The organism is Sphingobacterium sp. E70, assembly GCF_019285695.1.
Classification (GTDB): Bacteria; Bacteroidota; Bacteroidia; order Sphingobacteriales; family Sphingobacteriaceae; genus Sphingobacterium; species Sphingobacterium detergens.
Window position 1 is genome coordinate 4,643,500 of record NZ_CP079104.1, and the last position, 13,815, is coordinate 4,657,314.

General features: G+C 43.7%; 22 protein-coding genes and 1 pseudogene. 19 read left to right on the plus strand and 4 right to left on the minus strand.

Annotation, left to right across the window (positions count from 1 at the left end):
• The first annotated feature begins 27 nt into the window (after nt 1-27).
• The 10 genes from KUH03_RS49510 (at nt 28) to KUH03_RS33070 (ending at nt 7,057) form a co-directional block, all read left to right on the plus strand.
• Nucleotides 28-183 carry a hypothetical protein gene (locus tag KUH03_RS49510; RefSeq protein ID WP_373564870.1) on the plus strand — a complete coding sequence of 52 codons (156 nt, stop codon included), beginning with the start codon at nt 28-30 and terminating at the stop codon, nt 181-183.
• Nucleotides 150-599, plus strand: coding sequence for a FecR family protein (locus tag KUH03_RS33030; protein ID WP_257088559.1), 450 nt, complete (start codon nt 150-152; stop codon nt 597-599). Before KUH03_RS49510 ends, KUH03_RS33030 begins: the two co-directional genes overlap by 34 nt.
• A 263-nt stretch (nt 600-862) precedes the next feature.
• The gene (locus KUH03_RS33035; RefSeq protein WP_257088560.1) at nt 863-1,660 is read left to right on the plus strand and encodes a secretin and TonB N-terminal domain-containing protein; all 798 of its coding nucleotides are present in this window, start codon (nt 863-865) and stop codon (nt 1,658-1,660) included.
• Nucleotides 1,657-2,877: a TonB-dependent receptor plug domain-containing protein gene (locus KUH03_RS33040; protein ID WP_257088561.1), complete on the plus strand. Its 1,221-nt coding sequence runs from the start codon at nt 1,657-1,659 to the stop codon at nt 2,875-2,877. The genes KUH03_RS33035 and KUH03_RS33040 overlap by 4 nt, the downstream gene beginning before the upstream one ends.
• 292 nt (nt 2,878-3,169) lie before the next feature.
• Entirely contained in the window at nt 3,170-4,294 is a 1,125-nt protein-coding gene (locus KUH03_RS33045; RefSeq protein WP_257088562.1) for a TonB-dependent receptor, read from the plus strand.
• Nucleotides 4,295-4,304: 10 nt separating this feature from the next.
• Entirely contained in the window at nt 4,305-4,859 is a 555-nt protein-coding gene (locus KUH03_RS33050) for a RagB/SusD family nutrient uptake outer membrane protein (protein ID WP_257088563.1), read from the plus strand.
• Entirely contained in the window at nt 4,856-5,068 is a 213-nt protein-coding gene (locus KUH03_RS33055) for a hypothetical protein (protein WP_257088564.1), read from the plus strand. Before KUH03_RS33050 ends, KUH03_RS33055 begins: the two co-directional genes overlap by 4 nt.
• Before the next feature lie 64 nt (nt 5,069-5,132).
• Nucleotides 5,133-5,789 (plus strand): RagB/SusD family nutrient uptake outer membrane protein, encoded by a 657-nt coding sequence (locus KUH03_RS33060; protein ID WP_257088565.1) that lies wholly within the window; start codon nt 5,133-5,135, stop codon nt 5,787-5,789.
• A gap of 90 nt (nt 5,790-5,879) precedes the next feature.
• On the plus strand, nt 5,880-6,290 hold the full coding sequence (locus tag KUH03_RS33065; protein ID WP_257088566.1) for a DUF4369 domain-containing protein: 411 nt from the start codon (nt 5,880-5,882) through the stop codon (nt 6,288-6,290).
• A complete protein-coding gene (locus KUH03_RS33070; protein WP_257088567.1) occupies nt 6,257-7,057 on the plus strand; it encodes a TlpA family protein disulfide reductase in 801 nt (266 codons plus the stop codon). The genes KUH03_RS33065 and KUH03_RS33070 overlap by 34 nt, the downstream gene beginning before the upstream one ends.
• 77 nt (nt 7,058-7,134) lie before the next feature.
• Here the strand turns inward: KUH03_RS33070 and KUH03_RS33075 are convergent, their stop codons facing one another.
• The gene (locus tag KUH03_RS33075; RefSeq protein ID WP_257088568.1) at nt 7,135-7,350 is read right to left on the minus strand and encodes a hypothetical protein; all 216 of its coding nucleotides are present in this window, start codon (nt 7,348-7,350) and stop codon (nt 7,135-7,137) included.
• Between the two features lie 427 nt (nt 7,351-7,777).
• Here KUH03_RS33075 and KUH03_RS33080 point away from each other — a divergent pair, with 427 nt between their 5' ends.
• The 9 genes from KUH03_RS33080 (at nt 7,778) to KUH03_RS33120 (ending at nt 12,213) form a co-directional block, all read left to right on the plus strand.
• Entirely contained in the window at nt 7,778-8,407 is a 630-nt protein-coding gene (locus tag KUH03_RS33080; protein ID WP_257088569.1) for a hypothetical protein, read from the plus strand.
• Entirely contained in the window at nt 8,398-9,099 is a 702-nt protein-coding gene (locus KUH03_RS33085) for a fimbrillin family protein (protein WP_257088570.1), read from the plus strand. The genes KUH03_RS33080 and KUH03_RS33085 overlap by 10 nt, the downstream gene beginning before the upstream one ends.
• Nucleotides 9,096-9,344, plus strand: a complete 249-nt coding sequence (locus tag KUH03_RS33090; RefSeq protein ID WP_257088571.1) for a hypothetical protein — start codon at nt 9,096-9,098, stop codon at nt 9,342-9,344. The genes KUH03_RS33085 and KUH03_RS33090 overlap by 4 nt, the downstream gene beginning before the upstream one ends.
• A 38-nt stretch (nt 9,345-9,382) precedes the next feature.
• A complete protein-coding gene (locus tag KUH03_RS33095) occupies nt 9,383-9,544 on the plus strand; it encodes a hypothetical protein (protein ID WP_257088572.1) in 162 nt (53 codons plus the stop codon).
• A 638-nt stretch (nt 9,545-10,182) separates the two neighbouring features.
• Nucleotides 10,183-10,539, plus strand: coding sequence for a hypothetical protein (locus KUH03_RS33100; RefSeq protein WP_257088573.1), 357 nt, complete (start codon nt 10,183-10,185; stop codon nt 10,537-10,539).
• A gap of 190 nt (nt 10,540-10,729) precedes the next feature.
• A complete protein-coding gene (locus KUH03_RS33105; protein WP_257088574.1) occupies nt 10,730-10,990 on the plus strand; it encodes a hypothetical protein in 261 nt (86 codons plus the stop codon).
• Between the two features lie 223 nt (nt 10,991-11,213).
• The gene (locus tag KUH03_RS33110) at nt 11,214-11,504 is read left to right on the plus strand and encodes a hypothetical protein (RefSeq protein ID WP_257088575.1); all 291 of its coding nucleotides are present in this window, start codon (nt 11,214-11,216) and stop codon (nt 11,502-11,504) included.
• Nucleotides 11,480-11,860 (plus strand): hypothetical protein, encoded by a 381-nt coding sequence (locus KUH03_RS33115; RefSeq protein ID WP_257088576.1) that lies wholly within the window; start codon nt 11,480-11,482, stop codon nt 11,858-11,860. The genes KUH03_RS33110 and KUH03_RS33115 overlap by 25 nt, the downstream gene beginning before the upstream one ends.
• Entirely contained in the window at nt 11,857-12,213 is a 357-nt protein-coding gene (locus KUH03_RS33120; protein ID WP_257088577.1) for a hypothetical protein, read from the plus strand. The genes KUH03_RS33115 and KUH03_RS33120 overlap by 4 nt, the downstream gene beginning before the upstream one ends.
• Before the next feature lie 166 nt (nt 12,214-12,379).
• Here the strand turns inward: KUH03_RS33120 and KUH03_RS49515 are convergent.
• The 3 genes and pseudogenes from KUH03_RS49515 to KUH03_RS49520 form a co-directional block, all read right to left on the minus strand.
• Nucleotides 12,380-12,879: pseudogene (locus KUH03_RS49515) on the minus strand (RagB/SusD family nutrient uptake outer membrane protein).
• Nucleotides 12,864-13,061, minus strand: a complete 198-nt coding sequence (locus tag KUH03_RS33135) for a RagB/SusD family nutrient uptake outer membrane protein (protein ID WP_257097560.1) — start codon at nt 13,059-13,061, stop codon at nt 12,864-12,866. Before KUH03_RS33135 ends, KUH03_RS49515 begins: the two are co-directional and overlap by 16 nt.
• A gap of 136 nt (nt 13,062-13,197) precedes the next feature.
• Entirely contained in the window at nt 13,198-13,557 is a 360-nt protein-coding gene (locus KUH03_RS49520) for a RagB/SusD family nutrient uptake outer membrane protein (protein ID WP_373564533.1), read from the minus strand.
• Nucleotides 13,558-13,815 lie beyond the last annotated feature (258 nt).

Consider the following 13,815-nt stretch of genomic DNA (forward strand, 5'->3'; position numbering starts at 1 on the left):
AAAGTTTGGCTGAATGCGGATTCTCGTCTGCGCTATATCGTTGATCGGACTGGCGAAACCCGGACGCTGGAATTGGAAGGGGAGGCTTATTTTGAAGTGGCACACCAGTATAGGACAAAAGGTAAGGAAAAATACTGCTGCCCTTTGTCGTGCATACCCCAGGTCAGACCATCAAGGTGCTAGGCACCTCATTTAACGTCACAGCTTACAACGGTGAGCCGGATCGGACGACCTTGGTTGAGGGCAAGGTGGAGCTGTCGCTGCCGGACGGATCCAACAAACAATTTCTTAAACCAAATCAGCAAGCCACTATCCGCGGTAGAACGATCACGATTGCAGATGTTGAAAGTTCGGGTTATATCTCCTGGAAAGAGGGTACATTCAACTTTTCGGATGAGTCGCTGGAGATCATCTTAAACCAGGTGGCACGCTGGTATGCTATCGATGTTGAATTTGAAGATGCCAACTTAAAGAAACTGAAATTTGAAGGCATCATACCCCGCTATGAGAACCTGGATACATTGCTGAAAACCTTGGAAAAGACGGGTGATGTCAGATTTCAGCGCAAAGGCAAACTGCTGCTTGTCAGGAAAAAATAAACGCTAATAAAAAGACCAGGATAACAAACGATAATAAGAACCCTAAAAACCAGATTGCCTATGAAATAAAACAAGGGAACAACTTAATGAGATGGCGAACCGGGCAATAATCAGGGGCGTTTGCGGCGCCCCCGATCTACATTGTCAGTCGTGATCAAAACTATCTTGAACAACACATTTTAATACCTAACTAACCAACACAAATGTATAAAATAAACAAGAAAGATGTACATTGGCTACCTAACCGAACCAAAACGTGTATTATGAAAACAGCAATTACCGCTATAATTTGCAGCTTGTTTTTGGTCCATATCAGCGCCAAGACGGCTGCGCAGATGGTGACGCTCAGGCGCACAAAAATTACGCTCAAGGAAGCCTTTCGGGAGGTCAACAAACAGACCGGCTACCACTACATCTGGTCCGCACAGCAAGTGGAGAGCAACAGGAACATAAGCGTCGATATTAAAAATCAGCCGCTCCAGGAGGCTATACAGTCCATCATTCAAGGACTGCCGCTGACCTATGAGCTTGAGGGCAAGCTGATCATTATCAAGGAACAGCAGGCCACGGCTGCAAGAAAGTCGATGGTTGCGCAGGATGAAATGACCGTTCGGGGACGGGTGACGGATTCACTCAATAATGGTCTTTTGGGCGTGACTGTTAAAGTGCTTTCAGCAGATCTAAAAATAGTGAAATACGCCAGCAGCAACGGCAGTGGGGATATTTATATCGAACATGTACCCAACCAAAGCTATCTGGAGTTTTCCTTGCTGGGCTATCTGCCACAGCGGATAAAAGCAACTGAAAATTTTGGAACGATCCGCTTGCGGCAACAGAGCCAGTACCTGGAAGAGCTGGTCGTGGTGGGCTATATGAATAAGAAAGCCTCTGAAGTGACAGGCGCTGTGCAGCAGGTCAGCGGGGATGTCCTGCGTAGCAGTGTCACCTCGTCCAATGTGCTGTCCATGTTAAAGGGCAAAACCACAGGTTTATATATCACGGAGACATCGGGTGAGTCCGGCGCAAAAGGCCAGGTGGTCGAACGGGGCAGTCCTCCATGACGACACCTACCAACAACTATCTGGGACCGCTGATTGTGGTCGATGGGATAATTACCAATTACCAGGCCGTGCAAGACGCTGTGAACCCAGCCGATGTGGAAAATATTTCGATACTGAAAGATGCCTCTTCGACAGCGATATATGGTTCGCGGGCAGCACAAGGTGTCATCGTCATCACGACCAAACGGGGACTGTCGGGCAAGAGTACGGTAGATGCACATATTCAATATGGGATTATCCAGCCAAAACGCGACCTGCGCTTTATGAATACGACCGAGCTCATCGGTTTTATGGATCAGCAGATGCGCCGCTATTGGGAACAGACGGAATCTATCCGCAAGACTTTTCCCGACGTAAATGATTTTATCCGCGAACGCCGTGTATATACCGATGCAGATCACTCACGGAATTTCAACTGGGAAGATGCCATTTATAGCAACGGCAACCTGCGCAATACCGAAGTTAGCGTCCGAAGTGGTACAGAAAAGACAAAGTTTTATGCCGGTATAGGCTGGTTTAAAGAGAATGGTGCGTTATATGATAATTCTTTTGACCGTAAAAGCTTGCGGGTCAATATTGATCACGCTGTATCGCGCAAATTTCACACTAGCCTTAACCTCAGTACCATCGTAGACCGAACTTCGAGGCGAAACGGTGTTCCTGAACTGTATATGATCCAGCCTTTTATGTCGCCTTATGATGAGCAGGGCAATTTGCTGGATAGCTTGCAGCTTAAACAGTCGAGCAACTATGGTCCGGTCACGACAAGCTGGATGCAAAACTTTCTTGCCGAAAAGGATTATGACAACACACGTTTGACGAATGTGCAAAATCACCTCGGTAGTTTGCGCTTACGCTATGATATCTTGCCGGAACTGAGTATCCAGAGTACCAACTCAATCAATTATATGGGTACAAATGTCAACTCTTATTTTGATCCAAGATCATTTTCTGGGCGATATGGTGGCTTTCCTTATTTATTCCGGCCGGGCATGACCGTGCCCAATGGAACTTTGGATCTGGAGGAGACAAAAATGGTCGACTATCTGACATCCAATACATTGAATTACCGGAAAAATTTTGGGCAGCACAACCTGTCGGCGCTGGTCGGGCAGGAGTGGGGCAAACGTACCACAGACTTGTCTACGGTCAATATGAACGATCTGCTTGCCGGTGAACGGAATATGGGGGCGGCAAAAGGTTTGGCAGTGCAGTAGACCTGGCCTATTCAACACCTTATTCACCGATCGGAGCTTATCGGGAAAGAGCAACATTTTCGGTATTCGGACAGGCCGATTATAGCTATAGACAAAAATACCTGGCCTCAGCGTCAGTAAGGACAGATGCCACAACCAATTTTGGACGGGATAAAAGGTATGGTACTTTCTATTCCCTGAGCGCAGGCTGGCTGCTGTCTGCGGAAGATTTTCTAAAAGATGTCAAAGCAATTAATTCCCTCAAATTGCGTGCTTCGTATGGGACTTCGGGGCGCGATCTGGGGATGGCTATTTGAATACAACCTTCTATGCAACAGGAAATGGCAGTTCCCTCTTCCGTTATGAGCAGGAGGGCAATACAGGGGTCCGCATTTCGCAATTGGCAAATCCCATCATCTCTTGGGAAACGCTATACAATACCAATATTGGGGTGGATGCCCTATTATTTGGTCGTTTGGGTATCACCTTCGATATGTATCATAAGCGAAGCGATGGACTACTGCAGAATGTACTATTGCCCTCTGCCCAAGGTTCGCTGGCACAATACCAAAATGTAGGGCAGATTGTCAATAAAGGGCTGGAATTGATGCTCAATGCGCATCTGATTAAATCAACCGATTTTAACTGGCATAGTAGCCTTAATTTTAGCGTCAACAAAAATAAAACCACAAAACTCTATCAGGACTCGCTGCTGGATGGCTATTCGCGCGCTTACTACCGAAAGATCGGTGAGGATATTAACGTCATCAAGGCCGTCGAATATGCCGGTATCAATCCGGATAATGGCAATATGCAGCATTATAACTTTGTCAATGGTGAAAAAACGATTGTAGAGGGACTCGGCGCTACGAGCGACCTGCGCAACTGGCAGCCGATTGGCTCGGCTACACCAAAGTTTTTTGGCGGTTTTACCAATACTTTTCAATACAAAGCATTTACCCTGAGCGCTGAATGGTGGTTTCAGTATGGCAATTATTTGATGATGAGTATCGTCAATAACTTTCAGAGTCCGACATCACCAAGACAGGGCCGCAATAATATCGCGTTCGGCGATAACCAGCATGTCTGGAAGGGACCGGGCGATACGGAGGCCAACTATCCGGATGTATTCAGCACGGATCCTAATGCCTGGACCGCACTGACTTACCGCTCCTCAAGAATATGGGGAAATGGTAGCCATACCCGCTTGCGCAATGTGCGGTTGGCTTATACTTTGCCACAGCATATTCTGAAAAGTATAAAAATGACAAATGCGACCGTATACCTCAGCGGAGACAATCTGTTGGTCATTAAAGACAAAGATTTTGTAGGTGCGGATCCCGAAGGGGCTGCACTCGGCGGAAGCTCGTTTGGCGGTGTAGGCGCGGGCTTTGCAAATCCACGACGTTTTTTACTGGGAGTTCAAGTTACGTTTTAATTATTTACAGATGAAAATCAGATCTATATACCGATATCATAGAAATAGAAGTCTTTATTTTCTAGTCAGCATGCTTGTTGCAGGATTGACAAGCAGCTGTAATAAGCAGCTGGATGAACTCCGTCCGCATAATGTTATTTTTGAGGATATTCAGTTTGAACGCCCCGAAGGCTATAGCAAGGCTGTGGTGGGCGCTTATAACCTGGTGGCCGGTGGTGCGGTGGCATCTTCCTTTAATTATAATGATATGCTCATCTTCCTCTCAGAAGCAAAGGGCAACACGATCAGGGCGCTGGATGCCGAGGTGAACAAGAATACGGATGTGTTTAACTATATCAACTCCAGTACAAAAGACCGTTCGCATAGCTACGAGTTTTGGCGCGGAAGTTACACTGTTCTGCTGCACCTCAACAAGATATTGGGTCATGTTAAAGATACGGAGACCAACGCCGAAATCTTGCAGGCAAAAGCCGAAGCCTTATTTTTACGGGCTTATGTCTATTTCAACCTGGTACGACTCTATGGCAAACCTTATCATCAGTCGCCCGGTGAATCGCTGGGGTGATGCTTGTTCTAGATGATAAGAACGGCCCTGAATTTGCGCCGAAAAGAGCCTCTGTACAGCAGGTGTACGCACAGATCCTAAACGATCTGGAGACAGCAGCACCACTATTCGTACAAAAAAATCAAACAGCTATGGCAGTAAATACGCCGCCTATGCATTACTGTCCAGAGTGTATCTGTACATGGGTGGAACTGTCGATAATCCGGTAGCAAGTGCCAACCAGAAAGCCGCAGAATATGCCGACAAAGTGATTAAAGAGGGGGCTATCAGCTTTTGCAGGATCAGGCTTATGTCGATTATTATAAAACAAATAACATCAACAACAAAGAGGACATCTTTGCGGTGAATATAGATTATTCGCAGGGGCTGATCAGCAATTATTTTGCGATGCCGGTACAGATCGGTTATACCGGTGGATTATATCGGCCTTCTCCTTATTTGCTGTCTTTGCTGGAGACTAACGACAAGCGAAATAGTTTTTACATCAACAATCTAACACCAGGATATCCCGACGATACACGGGCAGTGTCAAAATATATGATCCGCTATCTGTCACTTTATACTTTTTCACCCTTCCGTTACCTACGGCTGGCCGAAATGTACCTCAATCGGGCGGAGGCTTATGCAAAGCTAAATAATGCGGCCAGTGCCTTGAATGATGTCAATATCATCCGGCGGCGGGCTGGATTGGTTGCTTTATCGGGGCTGGAAGGAAAAGCACTGCTCACTGAGATCCTGAAGCAGCGCAAGCTGGAACTGGCATTTGAAGGGCATGCCAGTTACGATGAATTCCGGAATGGTCTGCCCATGACGCGGAATTATAAATCTGGTAGTTCTGCCGAACTGAATATCAGCCCGACCGACAAAAAAGTAATCATGCAGATACCAGAGGAAGAGATCACCGCGAATCCTAACCTGGTTCAGAATTGAGGTAATAAAGAATTGAGTTGATAAACATGAATTTTAATAACGATCTTAAATTTAGAAACTAATGAAAAAATACATCGTAAGCATAGTGTGTTGGCCAATTTAACGGTGGTTGCTCTTGGGCAGCAACCTTTTGTACTGAAGGGCGAAACTGTTAACGTTTCATCGCCCTATGTCTACCTGGGCTATCGTAGCGGGGATGGAAGCAAGCATACCTTGGACAGTGTAAAAATCGAACATAATGCTTTTGTTTTTAAAGGTAAAATCGAAGAGCCGGTCATGGCTTATCTCTATGTGGACCGCAACAGCAGAAGTGTGGACGATCCGAATGCAGTAAGTTTTTATTTAGAACCCAAAAAGATGAGTATCCGGCTTGAGAAAGACAAATTCAAAGATGCCCTGATCAAAGGTTCAAAGTCGCAGGATGAATGGTCGAAATTGAATGTAGATAAAAAGTCATCCGCAAAGAAATGGAACCTGTGCTGGAAGAATATGGTCGATTGAATAAACAATACATGGATGCGGATGCCGAACTGAAGCTGCTGGAGGCTAAAGTGAAGAAGCTGAAGGAGGAGGCCTATGATTACCGGGAAAACTTTACGCCATTTAATGACCGACTAGCCCAGTTGGATGTGGAATTTATTAAGAAAAACCCAGATTCGTATGTGAGTTCTTTTCTTATGCAATTTATGACAACAGGTGCCGATCTTGCTAAAATCGAGGGTTTATATAATGGTTTATCCGATCAGATCAAGAACAGCGGTAACGGGAGGGAGATCGCAGAAAAGATTCAGGGCATCAAAAACGGTTCGCCGGGAAGTAAAGCATTTGAATTTGAGGCAACCGATATCAATGAAAAGGCTATTGCACTTGCTGAATTAAAGGGGAAATATGTGCTGCTAGATTTTTGGGCGAGCTGGTGTGTGCCTTGCCGAAAGGGTAATCCGCATTTAATAGACCTGTATACAAAATATAAAAGCAAAGGCTTCGAAATTATCGGCGTTGCCGACGATGATCGGAGTCAGGCTGCCTGGCATAAAGCTGTCGATCAAGATAAAATAGGTATTTGGAGACATGTACTTAATGGACTAAAGTTTGAAAACGGTGAATTTGATCGTTCTAAATCCATTTCTGTCCACTTTGGCATCAGTACCTTACCGACCAAGATTTTGATCGATCCGAACGGCATGATTGTAGGCCGCTATGCCAGCGGATCCGAAACGGATACTGAGTTGGACAAAAAGCTAGCTGAAGTATTTGGAGCGCAATAATAGATACTAACGTTTTCTATAAACGAGTTCGAAAGGACTCCTAAAAAATAAAAGGACTAGTCGTGAGATTAGTCTTTTTATTTTCGCCCTAAAACTCCCCGGTGTCTCCCCAGTCCATTTTTTTCTTTTTGAACGGTATAAATCAGATGTTTGTGTGAAATGGCCAGTTCACGGGCAATCCTATTGATCTCCATGAACGCTATCGTACGACCTTGTATAACATCCTCAATATGTCTGTCCAAAAATAGTAAATATCGATTCGTGATCTGAGCACCTCTGCTTTCTGTTTTCATCGTTTTGTTCAAGCTGGTTCCTTCGCTGGGGCTGGGTTGTTTAAATATATAACCTTGCTATATCAAGCGTATCATCGTACAGTATTTCAAAGATACCGGAGAACGAAAATAAACGATGATATGGACATATCACATTATTATCTCATTACTATCACTGTTTTTAATGTGTTGATAGGTAGGTTTTTAAATTTGTTTTTTTATGTTGCTCGCAAAAACAGGGGACTAAACCGCTATAAAGGACCTTTTGTTGGTTTGTTTATGTCTTGTGGTGATAATATTTTTCCATTTAATTTCGTGTATTTAGTATAAAGGTGTTTTGATGTGTGATACATCTGTGATATGTGTTGTTTGTTTCTTAATGAGAAATTATTGGAATATTTGCAGCTAATTAATTAAAACAATTATTCTCATCAAAAAAATTAAGAAAATGATTTTACAAGCACAGACAATGAAGGGTTGGAGAGCACTGGTTCTATCGGCTTTGGTGTGTGGATCGTTGTATTCCTGTAAGGAAAGCAAAGACAGTATAGCGTCAAGCGGTAAGGCTAGCGTCAGTATTCAACTACTGGGCGTAGAAAATCCAATCACCACGACAAAGAAAGCAGGTAAAGGCGGCAGCACTACAGGGGTAGCCCAGACCGTAGTGGTCCCTTTGACCAACTCAAGTTCTTTTGAAGCAACATTGACCAGCGAGCCGTCCGCAACAAGTGGCAACCTGTTGCGGGCCTCGTCCGGAACCCGTGCAGCGGTTACCGAGGAGAGAACGCCATTGGCAGATAACATCAAGTATAAAATCGTGGTGTATAATGCTGCGGGTGATTATGTAACAGAAAAGACCTATACCAATTCCGTCGATAATTCGACTGCAATCGCATTGGATGCGGGACAGACTTATACTTTTGTCGCTTATTCGGTCAATAGTACCGCGACTGTTCCGGCAGTAACAGCACAAGCTGATCTTGCGAATGCTAGCCTGGACAACGTCAGTGCAGATCTGATGTATTTCAAGAAGGATTTAGCGGTTCAGCCGGGGACAACAACCTGGCTGTGGTATTGAAACATCAGTATAGTCAGGTAACGACCAACTTGAGCATGGCGACTGAAATGACAGGAGCCATTACCAATTTGGGAACGACGACGATTGACCCTACACATCCTAGCGCTAATTTAAAATTGGCTGATGGTACGATCACTTACAATGGATCCACCGCTACAGCCAATGTTGTATTTCCGGTATTGGGAGCCGGCCTACGTACGGTGTCCAGTACACCGACGCTATTGATCCACCCAGGAGCAACAAACGGGGTATTTAAATTTGGATCGATTACCATTGATGGCGAAACGAAGAATAATGTATCTGTAGCAGGTTTAAATATTGTTCCGGGACAACGTTATAACCTCAACCTGAACTTCAAGACTTGTACACAACCGGTAACGGGTGGTGCGGATTTGAACTGGACCTATCCGGCTTCTGGATCCGGTGCTGTTGTTGACGGAGTAGCTCGGCCAGCAGGATATGTTGTGACCAAAACGTTAACTGCTCCCGGCGCTGACTATGGATTTGTGTTTGATATTCAGCAACTGGATAATTCCTTTAATATGGAGGTAAACGGTCTAAAATTGGCAACGCAAGAGATCCAGTTTGAGGCAGGCATCGCCATCGCCCCCGGAATGTACAGTTTGCGGACGGGAGTCTTTATGGTGGAAATAATACAGAAGGTGGTACTGTACCTCAGGTATACAACTTGACCGGTAGTGCAGCCAATCCTGTTATTCGCGTAGTCATTAGCCGCACGGGTGAAGTGACCATGTATGGTAGTAAAAGTAACAGCGGAGAATTGTATCCATTGGTATTGACACAGGGTTCTTTCAATACAGTGCCTTGGAGCTCTACATCCAATACCGTAAAAATTACGCAAGTTGTACAAGGAGCAACTAAAATGGTCGGTGCCGGTAGTGGTAGAAAAAGATCACTTGTCCATAGTCTGCGCTAATAACTTAGTTAGGAATAACAATAAAAATTGATCAAATCATGAAAAACACAGAAAAGAAAGTTTATATAAGTCCACGCATTGAAGCATTGGCAGTAGAATTGGAGCAAGGTATTGCGGCAGGTTCAGCTGCAACAACGACCAACGATCCCCAAGAATCTTGGGACAACGCAGACGATGACAATCGTTTAATCAACTGGTAATTCCAGCTCCGTATTGTTTAATTCATCCGAGTTGGCTCGACAGGTTTTGAATAGATTCCTGTCGAGCTTTTTTATGCTCGGCTGAATTTTAATCGCTGAATAACGAGACAGAGTTGGTCCAATTAGACATCAAAAAGTAGTGGAAATATAGAAAAATAACAGGCCATCTTCTGAAAAGGGCCTGTTGTTTTAAGGGGTAACGGACTCCGTTCAACTCTTCCTGTTAAATTATAGTTGGTTTTTGTAATGGTAATGTCTTGTTTTTCAATTTTTTACAAAGTGTGATATCAATGTGAAAGGCGGTTTTTTTGATTCTTTCTTTTAATGCAAATATTTGTCAAGCAGAATCAGGCCGGATATTCCGGTGGAGAAGCTGCTGGATAAAAGCACAGCAAAAACATCTTGTTAAGAGCTTTTGGGTGCTGGCTGTATTGAATTATCGCTCGGACCAATTTGCGTGAAGGTCCCTGATAATATATTTGGATTTACTCGATAGGGAAGATGGAGCCCTGTCGAGTTTAATTAAGGGTAATTGCCTATTTCCTCCGGAAAACAAAAATAATTGTCAGTTCTTGAGCGAAGGTATTTAGCTCAAGGGACGGAATATGAGAATATAACTTACTGAAAAACGATGTATAATGGAAAGGAATAACTTCAACAATTTAATTGCTTTAGCGAAGAACAATAATGCTGAATTTTTGGCTTTGTTCAATGAAATCTATCCTGAGTTTGTGGCCTCATTAAAAACAATCAACCCCAGAATCCGCAGTAGCGAATTGGAATTTTGTGCGATGACCTTTCTGAATTTTTCGACTAAAAATATTGCGCAATATACTTTTGTAACGGTGCGTGCGGTGCAAGTACGGAAAAATAGATTACGCAAAAAGCTTAATATTGCCTCTGATATGGATTTTAACAATTGGATGCGCGATCAGATCCAACGAAAGCCGCTTGTTGAACTGGAGCAAAGGCAGATCGGGACAACCCTAAAATAAGGGCTATGGGGTATTCCGTGCAGCAGTAAAGAATCGCTAAGGTTATTGAGCGAGCGGAAGATATTCCGAAAAATGATTTTTTATCCGTTGAGTGTTTTAAAATGCTTAGATTCGCACAGTAATGTTTTGGGACCGAAAAAGCCTAAATTGTTGCTGGAAGTAACAGCCTAATAAATTGACAACCTATTAAATGAAGAAGCAATTTCTATTTTTAATTCTATTCTTATTTACACTTAATGCAGTTGCCGCTGATGACCGAAAACAAGAGGTTGATTCACTCTTGAATACAGCGAGAGAATTCGAGGCGAATGGCGAATCTTTATCGCAACTGGAAACGGCTTTAAAGGCACTTGATTTGTCAAATGCGATTAACGATGATGGTGGCAAAGCAAGATCCCATTTTTCAGCAGCCAATGCGCTTGTAAATTTGGGCCTGTTCAAAGAGGGGTAAAGCATCTTGCATTTGTTGAAAATACAAAGTATTACAAGGAAAAGATAATTATGCAATCCGAAGTCCATCGGGTACGTGGAAGGGCCTACACCCGCCTTAGATTGTATCTACAGGCTATCCGGGAGTACCATTTACAACTGGCATGCGTTAAGAATTTGACGGGTGAAGCACAAAAATTTCCTATCTGTATACTTATGGAAATTTAAGTACAGTTTTTGATCAAATGGGACAACTGGATTCCTTGCAAAAATATATTGAGCTTCAATTGAGTGTTTTACGAGATTTTAATGAGGAAAGCGCCGCGACTATGTTTTTGGGAGCATATGATGATCTTGGACAATTATATATTAAGAAAGGCGATTTTGTAAAAGCCCAACAATACCTTGATAGATCATTAACACTCGTTGATAAATACAAAATTCCGTGTATTATAATACATTTACTTACTTGGCGAATCTGGAAGAAAAGAAAGGCAATCATCAAAAAGCTTTGGCTTTTTATCAGAAGAGTCTAGTGAATATGCGAAAAGTTGGAAACAGAAATTTTACTAGGGATACTTATCGATATTTATCTGATTATTATCGAAAATACAACTTAGATAAGACTAAAGCAGATGAATATGAGTTGGCATTTAGCCGGCTCAACGATTCCCTAGAAAAGGAAAATAGACAGGTTATCGATATGGCTCTCAATCAGATTTTGAAATCAAAAGATCAGGAATCTTCCACCAAGGTTTCAAAATCAGTCCGGATTTCAATCATTGCATTGGGATTGCTTGCTGTGACGATCTCATTTTTTGTTTGGCGATTCAAGCTCAATCGTAAGGTTTTGAACAAAAAGAAGAGGCTTTACAGGAGACAGAAACAGTGAACAGGGAACTGACGGAGCAGATCGGCGAAAACAAATTCAATAACCTGATAGAGCTGGCCAAAAGTAATAATCCGGAATTCCTGACTTTATTTACCGAATTATATCCACAGTTTATACAGGCATTGAAAACCTTTGATCCGAAGATGAGAAGCACGGAATTGGAGTTTTGTGCGATGGCCTTTCTTAATTTCTCGACCAAAAATATTTCAGAGTATACCTATGTCACCATCCGGGCTGTACAGGTGCGTAAAAATAGATTGCGCAAGAAACTGGAGATTCCTTCGGAAGCAGATTTCAACAATTGGATGCGCGAGCTCGCAGAGACTTTTGTGCAAACACAAGTTTCAGAATAGGGACAAGATATTTTTTTGCGCGCTAATTTTTCCGCTTTAAATTACAAATTTCGCTTCGAACAGTTTTTCTTTCATAAAATGATCGACATGAATATTATCCACAGTAAACCATTATGGTTCCAAACCTTGCAGCTTGGAACCATAAAAAGTAAAGCGAACGAACTGCTTAATTATACCCTTGATTCTGAACGAGCTGCCGGTTTCGGTCCAGTTCTGATTGCGCAAAAGGCAAGACATTGTTGATTTCACCAAATCGCAATGGGGCGCCGCCTGGATTTTTGAGCGGTGCCAGCGTACTTTGCATCAGATTGCGCCTTTTAAGATCATAGTAACGATGTCCTTCCAAGGCCAATTCAATCCGCCTTTCATGCAAAATAAAATCGCGTAATTTTTCTTTTGTGTTATACACGGATGTGTTGACTTTGGGCATATTCACACCGCTTCGCTCGCGGATTGCATTCAGGGCATCATAAATGCTCTGATCAGGACCGCTTACTTCATTTTTGCTTCGGCATACATGAGTAGCACATCCGCATAGCGAATATGGACGATATTCTGATCGGTCATCGGTGTCTTTGTCCGGTTGAATGGCAACATGGCTAAATTCACATATTTTTTTGTGAATAGCCGGTCAGCAAGGGTCTGATTCTTCAAATACCGATCCATCCGGATTGATATTTTTCGGTAGGCACCTTGATCGTCAGTGTAAGGCGCGGATCTCGATTGCTGTACGGATCGGTGGCGACGTAACCCGATCCAGGTTCCTCGATACGTTTTCCATTTTTCATTTCATAGGCATCGACCAGGTTCTGGTAAGGTGCAATAGCGCCGTACCAACCGATTTCCACCAAGACGCCTTCACCTCCTGCGGATTGTTAGGGGCCAGGTATTTGGTGGAGAACATGATCTCGGGATTATTCTGCTGCGTAGCCGTCAGAAAAAGATTTTGATAGCCGCCTTGATAGAGCTGAAATTTGCCGCCTTTCATAATCTGGTCAGCCAACTTAGCGGCTTCTGTCCAGTTTTGCTGAAAAGATATACGCGCGTCTTGAGTGCCTGTGCGCTCCCTCTGACGGCATGCCCTGCATAAGCTGCATCTGGTAAGTCCCTGATCACATCGTCCAGCTCGCTGTGAATGAATGCCAGGACTTCTTCTTTTGAGCTTTTGGCGATTTTGCCCTCGTCAACGGTTTTCGGTTCAGTTTTATAAAGTACCACAGCACCAAAGGCCTGTACGAGATCAAAATAGAAAAGAGCCCGTATAAATCGTGCTTCCGCTTTGTATACAACTTTCTGTGCTTCGGTGCTCGGGGCCTTGTCGATATTGTCCAGAAAAAGTTGCACCCCGAAATACCGGCATATGGAGTGTTGTAGAATGCATCGCTGACATTGGTCGAATTGACAATGCCCTGGGTAAGGTCACCAAAACCATAATACGAATGCCGATCCAAGGCATTGTCGGAGTAGGTGTCCAGCCATAATTTGCCCTGCCCATAAAAAAAACCGGCCTGTAGTCGTCTATATACGCCGGTCAGTGCCATGCGTGCATCGGCATCAGTCATCCAGAATGTTTCGCCAGATATAGCAGTAGTAGGATTTTTA